This window comes from Aeromicrobium sp. P2_G6, from assembly GCF_056403535.1.
In genome coordinates this window covers 55,883-64,161 of sequence record NZ_JBFUFH010000009.1, presented here as the reverse complement: position 1 = coordinate 64,161, position 8,279 = coordinate 55,883, and the positions used below count along the sequence as shown (strand labels likewise).

Below are 8,279 nucleotides of genomic sequence, written 5' to 3'. Positions count from 1 at the left end.
GCCGATGGTCTGCATCCGACGAACCTGGGGTGGTTGGTGCTGGGCAAGGACGCGCCGTTGCCGTGCACCCCACGGGGGATCATCGAGCTGTTGCGTCGCCATGAGGTGCCGATCGCCGGCCAGCACGTGGTGGTGGTGGGTCGGGGGATCACGGTGGGGCGGCCGATGGGGTTGTTGCTGACCCGGCGTAGTGAGAACGCGACGGTGACGTTGTGCCACACCGGCACCCGTGACCTGGCCGAAGAGGTCCGCCGCGCCGACATCGTGATCGCCGCGGCCGGGGTGCCGGGCATCATCACCGCGGACATGGTCAAGCCCGGTGCCGCGTTGTTGGATGTCGGGGTGAGCCGGGATGAGAACGGCATCGTGGGTGACGTGGACCCCAAGGCGTACGAGGTCGCGGGCTGGATCTCACCGAACCCTGGCGGGGTCGGGCCGATGACCCGGGCGATGCTGCTGGCCAACGTCGTGGAGACCGCCGAGCGGCTCAACCCGTGATGGGTCCGCGGAGCCGCGGCTCTCAGCTCTACCTGCTGCACCTGCTGGCGGTGCTCGCCGGCCTCGTGATCGTCGTGGTCGGGCCGTGGCGGACGGGCGTCATCGTGATCGGCGCCGCCTTCGTGGTCGGTGCCCTGGCGCGTGTCGTCGTGCCGATCGACCACACCGGAATGCTGCGCGTGCGCGGCAAGGCGTTCGACGTGTTCTGGATGTCGACCCTCGGGGTCGCCCTCGTCGTGCTTGCCGTCGTGATCCCCGGCCAGCCCGGCTGAGAACCCCACGATTTGTGACGAAATGCCCCGGTCTTCTTGATGAGACCGGGGCATTTCGTCACAAATCGCGGGGTCGGGGATCAGATGAGGCCGAGCTCCTTGACTGCGTCGCGCTCCTCGATCAGCTCAGCAGCGGTGGCGTCCATGCGACCGCGTGAGAACTCGTCGATCTCGAGGCCCTGGACGACCTCCCAGTTGCCGTCCTTGGTCGTGACGGGGAACGAGTAGATCAGGCCTTCGGGGACGTCGTAGGACCCATCGGAGACGACCGCCATCGACGCCCAGTCGCCCTCGGGGGTTCCGTGCAGCCAGTCGCGGGCCGCATCGATCGTCGCGGACGCGGCAGACGCGGCGGACGACGAGCCACGCGCCTCGATGATCGCGGCACCACGCTTGGCGACGGTCGGGATGAAGTCGTTCTCGATCCAGGCCTGGTCGTTGACCGTCTCGGCGGCGTTCTTGCCGGCGATCTCGGCGTGGAAGATGTCGGGGTACTGCGTGGCCGAGTGGTTGCCCCAGATCGTCATCTTCTTGATCTCCGTGACCGAGGCGCCGGTCTTGGCAGCGAGCTGGGAGATCGCCCGGTTGTGGTCGAGGCGGGTCAGGGCGCTGAAGCGCTCCTTGGGGATGTCGGGCGCGTTGGACATCGCGATCAGGGCGTTGGTGTTGGCCGGGTTGCCGGTGACCCCGATGCGTACGTCGTCGGCGGCGACGGCGTTGAGGGCCTTGCCCTGCGCCGTGAAGATCGCGCCGTTGGCCTCGAGCAGGTCGCCGCGCTCCATGCCCGGGCCGCGGGGGCGGGCGCCGACGAGCAGAGCGAGGTTGACGCCATCGAAGATCTTCTCGGCGTCATCGCCGATCTCGACACCGGCGAGGGTCGGGAATGCGCAGTCGTCGAGCTCCATGACGACGCCCTCGAGGGCCTTGAGCGCCGGCGTGATCTCGAGCAGCTGCAGCTGGATCGGGGTGTCGGGGCCGAGCAGGGATCCGCTGGCGAGGCGGAAGAGGAGGCTGTAGCCGATCTGGCCTGCGGCGCCGGTGACGGCGACCTTGACGGGGGTAGTGCTCACGAGAAGTGCTCCTTGAGGCTGGGGTTCCTTTCGAAACTAGCGCACGCTGACCGCACCCGATCCACCAGACCCCGCGTTCATGAGACGTTCATCGAGTTAATCTTGAATGATTCCAGAAAAGGTGATTGCATAGCCGCATGCCCACGCTCCAGGACCCCGTCGCGCAGCTGCGCGATGCTGGTCTGCGCGTGACGCGACCACGGCTCGCGGTCATCGAGGCGCTCGGCCGGCAGCCGCATGCCGACGTCGACTCGATCGCCGATGCAGCCCGGGCCGAGCTCGGCACGGTCTCGACCCAGGCGATCTATGACGTCCTCAAGGCCTTCACGGCTGCGGGCCTCGTACGCCGCATCGAGCCGGCCGGCTCGCCGGCGAGGTTCGAGCTGCGCGTCGGAGACAACCACCACCACGTCGTCTGCCGCTCGTGCGGCGCGGTCGCCGACGTGGATTGCGCTCACGGCAACGCGCCATGTCTGACCGCATCCAACGACCACGGCTTCTCGATCGACGAAGCCGAGGTGACGTACTGGGGGATCTGCCCCGAGTGCGCCGCCGTACCTGCTTGAGACCAACCACGTGATCCGGAGAGGGAATCCCATGCCTGACAACACCGACCACAATGCCGTCGTCGGCGACATGAACGACGAGGAGAACGAGGGCCAAGGACAGTGCCCCGTCTCCCACGGCGGACGTGTCCACCCGACTGAGGGATCGGCCAACCAGGAATGGTGGCCCAACCAGCTCAACCTCAAGATCCTCCGCAAGCACACCGATGTCGCCAACCCCATGGACGACGACTTCGACTACGCCCAGGCGTTCAACAACCTCGACCTCGACGCCGTACGCAACGACCTCGCGGCGCTCATGACGGACTCGCAGGACTGGTGGCCGGCCGACTTCGGTCACTACGGACCGTTCTTCATCCGCATGGCGTGGCACAGCGCCGGCACCTACCGGATCAGGGACGGCCGCGGCGGCGCCGGCGCCGGCATGCAGCGCTTCGCCCCGCTCAACAGCTGGCCCGACAAYGSCAAYCTCGACAAGGCMCGSCGMCTGCTSTGGCCSMTSAAGMAGAAGTACGGCRMYGCSATYTCGTGGGCCGACCTGMTGATCCTSACSGGCAAYGTCGCSCTCGARWCCATGGGCTTCAAGACGTTCGGCTTCGCCGGCGGTCGTCCCGATGTCTGGGAACCCGACGAGGACGTCTACTGGGGCCCCGAGGACGAATGGCTCGGCGGTGACAAGGGCGGCGAAGAGCGCTACACCGGCGACCGCGAGCTCGAGAGCCCGCTCGCAGCCGTCCAGATGGGCCTCATCTACGTCAACCCCGAGGGCCCCGAAGGTGTCCCTGACCCGCTCGGCTCTGCTCGCGACATCCGCGAGACGTTCGGCCGCATGGCCATGAACGATGAGGAGACCGTCGCGCTGATCGCCGGAGGCCACACGTTCGGCAAGGCGCACGGCGCCGGTGACCCTGACCAGTTCGTCGGGCCTGAGCCCGAGGGTGCACCGATCGAGGAGCAGGGGCTGGGGTGGAAGCAGTCGTTCGGCAGCGGCAAGGGTCGCGACGTCATCACCAGCGGACTCGAGGTCACCTGGACGGCTACGCCGACGACGTGGGACAACTCGTTCTTCGAGACCCTGTTCGCCCACGAGTGGGAGCTGACCAAGAGCCCCGCGGGTGCCCACCAGTGGCAGCCCAAGGACGGCGCCGCGGCCAACACCGTGCCCGATCCGCAGGACGGCACGCTGTCGCGCCCGCCGACGATGCTCACGTCGGACCTCGCACTGCGCTTTGACCCGATCTACGAGCCGATCTCCCGCCGGTTCCTCGAGAACCCGGAGGAGTTCGCGGATGCGTTCGCCCGTGCTTGGTACAAGCTGACGCACCGTGACATGGGACCGATCCAGCGCTACCTCGGCCCGTTGGTGCCGCAGGAAGAACTGCTGTGGCAGGACCCGCTGCCGGCTGCAACAGGCGAACCGCTCTCGGCCGCTGACATCGCCGAGCTCAAGGCGCAGATCCTCGCGTCGGGCCTCGCCGTCTCGCAGCTCGTGTCGACCGCGTGGGCCGCGGCCTCGTCGTTCCGCATCAGCGACAAGCGTGGTGGAGCGAACGGCGCTCGCATCCGTCTGGAGCCGCAGAACGGCTGGGAGGTCAACAACCCCGACCAGCTCGCGACGGTGCTTCGTACGCTCGAAGGCGTGCAGCAGGCGTTCGGCAAGGGCGTCTCGCTGGCCGACGTGATCGTTCTGGGCGGCGCAGCTGCCATCGAGCAGGCCGCCAAGGCCGCGGGTCACGACATCGAGGTCCCGTTCACCCCGGGACGCACGGATGCCACGCAGGAGCAGACCGACGTTGACTCGTTTGCTGCGCTCGAGCCGGTCGCCGACGGGTTCCGCAACTACTACGGCAAGGGCAACCGACTGCCGGCGGAGTTCCTGCTGATCGACAAGGCGAACCTGCTCAACCTGAGTGCGCCTGAGCTGACCGTGCTGGTGGGTGGCCTCCGGGTCCTCGACACCAACTACGACAACTCGCCCGTCGGCGTGCTCACCGACCAGCCCGGAACGCTGACGAACGACTTCTTCGTCAACCTGCTGGACCTCGGCACGAACTGGACGGCATCAGCTGCCGACTCGTCGACGTACGAGGCTCGCGATGCCTCGGGTGCGGTCACGTGGACCGGCAGCCGGGCCGACCTCGTGTTCGGTTCCAACTCCGAGCTGCGCGCGATCGCCGAGGTCTACGCGAGCGACGACGCCAAGGGCAAGTTCGTGCACGACTTCGTCGCAGCATGGTCGAAGGTCATGGACCTCGACCGCTACGACGTCGCCTGAGTGACGACGCGGGGCCCGGGACATGTGTCCCGGGCCCTTCGTCATCCAGGGGGGCCGACGTGCCAGACGCGTCCGCCGAGGGCGACGACCCATCGCGGCTGGCCTGGCCGACGGTCGCGCGCCCACCCCGGCACGGCTTCAGCAGCCTCGCTGCGGCGCTTGGTGCGCAGGACCCGGGTCGTCATCGCGGCCGATCGCTCATAGAACCCCTCGGGCACCTGGATCTCAGGAGCCGGAGCCGCCACCGTCCCCGCCGTTGTAGTAGGACATTCCGCCACCGTCGGCCCCTGGGGAACGGCCCTGGTGGCGGCCGTCGGCCGTCAGGCCACGGTGCTCCACATCGCGCGCGAACGGCGCAGCGTGCGAGGACCGACGCTCGAGGAGGACGGTGAGTCCGACGAGCAGCACCACACCGGCGATGACGAAGATGACGGTGACCATCAGGCCTCCTGGTTCGCGGAAGAAGATCGTCTCAGACACTCGTCAGCGGCGGAAGCGTCAGTCCGTGTCCTCGCCGACGATCAACGCGTGGGTGACACCGGCGATCGCGGCGCCGATGACCGGCGCGAGGATGAAGACCCAGAGCTGTGCGAAGTGATCCCAGCCGGCGAACACGGCGACACCGAACGATCGGGCCGGGTTGACCGAGGTGCCGTCGACCGGGATCGAGATCAGGTGGATCAGCGTCAGGGCGAGGCCGATCGCCAGCCCGGAGAAGCCGACCGCCGCACGCTTGGCCGTGGCGCCGAAGATGACGTAGAGGAAGAACGCCGTCAGCACGATCTCGGTGATGATGACCGCCAGCAGGCTGTAGCCGCCGGGGGAGTGGTCGCCGTAGCCGTTCGTGCCGAAGCCGCTGGCTGATGCGTCGAAGCCATCGGCGCCGGACGCGATGACGTACAGGACGGCGCCGGCGATCGTGGCGCCGACGAACTGTGCCAGGAAGTAGCCGGGCGCGTCCTTCCAGTCGAACCGCTTGGCCGTGGCGAGGCCGACCGTCACGGCGGGGTTGAAGTGCCCGCCAGAGATCGGCCCGAAGGCATAGGCGCCGGTCAGGACCGTGAGGCCGAAAGCGAGCGCGATGCCGAGCGTGCCGACCCCGCCGCTGCCGCCGGCCAGCACTGCGGTGCCGACGCCACCGAGCACGAGCCAGAACGTGCCCAGTGCCTCGGCGCCGAGCTTGTGGGATGTGGTGGGTGCTGCCATCGTGGGCCTCCTGGAGACAGTGTGTGACCTGTCTCACAGGGTAGAGCTCCGAGCGCTGTCGCTGGGGGACGCTGGGAGCGTCAGTGTCGGTGAGATATCTTGATGTCAAACAATCTTTGATCCACACGTAGGAGTCGTCGCACTCATGGCCAAGATCATCTACACCCACACCGACGAGGCGCCTTTGCTGGCCACCTACTCGTTCCTCCCCGTCATCGAGGCGTATGCCTCGACGGCCGGCGTCGAGGTCGAGACCCGTGACATCTCGCTCGCGGGGCGCATCATTGCGCTCTTCGGCGACCGCCTGACGCCGGAGCAGCAGATCGGCGACGCGCTGGCCGAGCTGGGCGCCCTCGCCAAGACGCCCGAGGCCAACATCATCAAGCTGCCCAACATCAGCGCCTCGATCCCGCAGCTCAAGGCCGCGATCGCCGAGCTGCAGAGCCAGGGATATGCGCTGCCGGACTACCCCGACGACCCGCAGACCGACGAGGAAAAGGACGTCCGCGCGCGCTACGACAAGGTCAAGGGCAGCGCGGTCAACCCCGTGCTGCGCGAGGGCAACTCCGACCGCCGCGCCCCGGCGTCGGTCAAGAACTTCGCCAAGGCGCACCCCCACTCGATGGGTGCCTGGACCAGCGACTCCAAGACCAACGTTGCGACGATGGGCGCCGACGACTTCCGCTCCAACGAGAAGTCGGTCGTCATCGAGTCCGACACCACGCTGAGCATCCGGCTCGTCGCCGACGGCGCCACGACGGTCCTCAAGGACTCCATCCCCGTGCTGGCCGGTGAGGTCGTCGACGCCACCGTGATGCGCGCCGCTGCGCTCGACGACTTCATCACGGCGCAGATCGCCCGCGCCAAGGCTGACGGCGTGCTCTTCTCGGTGCACCTCAAGGCGACCATGATGAAGGTGTCCGACCCGATCATCTTCGGTCACGTCGTCAAGGCTTTCCTCCCGGCCGTGTTCGAGGCGTACGGCGACGACCTCGCCGCCGCCGGACTCAGCCCCAACAACGGCCTCGGCTCGATCCTCGCCGGACTCGACAAGCTGCCCAACGGCGCCGAGATCAAGGCCGCGATCGAGCAGGGCATCGCCGACGGCCCCGCCCTCGCGATGGTCGACTCCGACAAGGGCATCACCAACCTCCACGTCCCGAGCGACGTCATCGTCGATGCGTCGATGCCGGCCATGATCCGCACGTCCGGCCACATGTGGGGCCCCGACGGCAACGAGGCCGACACTCTCGCCGTGATCCCCGACAGCTCGTACGCCGGCGTCTACCAGACCGTGATCGACGACTGCCGGGCCAACGGCGCGTACGACCCGACGACGATGGGCTCGGTCTCCAACGTCGGCCTCATGGCGCAGGCCGCCGAGGAGTACGGCAGCCACGACAAGACGTTCGAGATCGACCGTGCGGGCGCCGTCGAGGTCGTGGACCAGGATGGCACCGTGCTGCTGCAGCACGCCGTGCAGGCTGGGGACATCTGGCGCGCCTGCCAGACCAAGGACGTGCCGATCCGCGACTGGGTCAAGCTCGCCGTGACGCGGGCGCGCGCCTCGCAGACGCCGGCCGTGTTCTGGCTCGACCCCACCCGTGCACACGACGCCAACCTGATCGCCAAGGTCGAGGCCTACCTGCCCGAGCACGACACCGAAGGCCTGCAGATCGAGATCATGTCGCCGGAGGACGCCACCGCGTTCTCGATCGAGCGCATCCGCAAGGGTGAGGACACGATCTCGGTCACCGGCAACGTGCTGCGCGACTACAACACCGACCTGTTCCCGATCCTCGAGCTCGGCACGAGCGCCAAGATGCTGTCGATCGTCCCGCTGATCAACGGCGGTGGGCTGTTCGAGACCGGCGCCGGTGGCTCGGCCCCCAAGCACGTGCAGCAGCTCGTCAAGGAGAACCACCTGCGCTGGGACAGCCTCGGCGAGTTCCTCGCACTGGCGTCGAGCTTCGAGCACATGGCGACGACCACCGGCAACGCGCGGGCGCAGATCCTGGCCGACACGCTGGACCGGGCGACCGGCACGTTCCTCAACGAGAACAAGTCGCCGAGCCGCAAGGTCGGCGAGATCGACAACCGCGGCAGCCACTTCTACCTCGCGCTCTACTGGGCGCAGGAGCTCGCGGCACAGACCGAGGACGCTGACCTCGCCGCCGGGTTCTCCGAGGTCGCCGGCGCGCTGGCCGCCAACGAGCAGAAGATCAACGACGAGCTGCTCGCGGTGCAGGGATCGCCGGCCGACATCGGTGGCTACTTCCGCCCGGACGACGCCAAGGTCAAGCAGGTCATGCGCCCTTCGACCACGTTCTCCGAGGTCCTGGGCATCCTGTCCTGACGGCGTGGGCGGGGGTCGGCCGTACCAAGAGTGCGG

The 8,279-nt window shown here is 68.0% G+C and carries 8 protein-coding genes and 1 pseudogene; 5 read left to right on the top strand and 4 right to left on the bottom strand.

Annotation, left to right across the window (positions count from 1 at the left end; all coding sequences use genetic code 11):
• Positions 1-498: pseudogene (locus tag AC1DVU_RS22000) on the top strand (bifunctional methylenetetrahydrofolate dehydrogenase/methenyltetrahydrofolate cyclohydrolase); the annotation flags it as partial.
• Entirely contained in the window at positions 498-770 is a 273-nt protein-coding gene (locus AC1DVU_RS21995) for a DUF3017 domain-containing protein (RefSeq protein WP_476924603.1), read from the top strand. The pseudogene AC1DVU_RS22000 and the gene AC1DVU_RS21995, both read left to right, overlap by 1 nt.
• Before the next feature lie 80 nt (positions 771-850).
• On the opposite strand, the gene AC1DVU_RS21990 is transcribed toward AC1DVU_RS21995, so the two are convergent.
• A complete protein-coding gene (locus AC1DVU_RS21990; protein ID WP_476924602.1) occupies positions 851-1,840 on the bottom strand; it encodes a malate dehydrogenase in 990 nt (329 codons plus the stop codon).
• A 137-nt stretch (positions 1,841-1,977) separates the two neighbouring features.
• On the opposite strand from AC1DVU_RS21990, the gene AC1DVU_RS21985 reads away from it, so the two are divergent.
• Positions 1,978-2,406 carry a Fur family transcriptional regulator gene (locus tag AC1DVU_RS21985; protein ID WP_476924601.1) on the top strand — a complete coding sequence of 143 codons (429 nt, stop codon included), beginning with the start codon at positions 1,978-1,980 and terminating at the stop codon, positions 2,404-2,406.
• Positions 2,407-2,437: 31 nt separating this feature from the next.
• Positions 2,438-4,681 (top strand): catalase/peroxidase HPI, encoded by a 2,244-nt coding sequence (katG, locus tag AC1DVU_RS21980; protein WP_476924600.1) that lies wholly within the window; start codon positions 2,438-2,440, stop codon positions 4,679-4,681.
• Positions 4,682-4,722: 41 nt separating this feature from the next.
• Here the strand turns inward: katG and AC1DVU_RS21975 are convergent, their stop codons facing one another.
• From AC1DVU_RS21975 to aqpZ, 3 genes are read right to left on the bottom strand one after another with little or no spacing between them, the layout of a single operon-like run.
• Complete coding sequence (locus AC1DVU_RS21975; RefSeq protein WP_476924599.1) at positions 4,723-4,926, bottom strand: hypothetical protein; 204 nt, start codon at positions 4,924-4,926, stop codon at positions 4,723-4,725.
• Entirely contained in the window at positions 4,907-5,122 is a 216-nt protein-coding gene (locus AC1DVU_RS21970; RefSeq protein ID WP_476924598.1) for a hypothetical protein, read from the bottom strand. The genes AC1DVU_RS21975 and AC1DVU_RS21970 overlap by 20 nt, the downstream gene beginning before the upstream one ends.
• Positions 5,123-5,179: 57 nt before the next feature.
• The gene (gene aqpZ, locus AC1DVU_RS21965; protein ID WP_476924597.1) at positions 5,180-5,887 is read right to left on the bottom strand and encodes an aquaporin Z; all 708 of its coding nucleotides are present in this window, start codon (positions 5,885-5,887) and stop codon (positions 5,180-5,182) included.
• Positions 5,888-6,032: 145 nt separating this feature from the next.
• Between aqpZ and AC1DVU_RS21960 the strand changes: the two genes are divergently transcribed.
• Positions 6,033-8,243, top strand: a complete 2,211-nt coding sequence (locus AC1DVU_RS21960; protein ID WP_476924596.1) for an NADP-dependent isocitrate dehydrogenase — start codon at positions 6,033-6,035, stop codon at positions 8,241-8,243.
• The last annotated feature ends 36 nt before the right edge of the window (positions 8,244-8,279 follow it).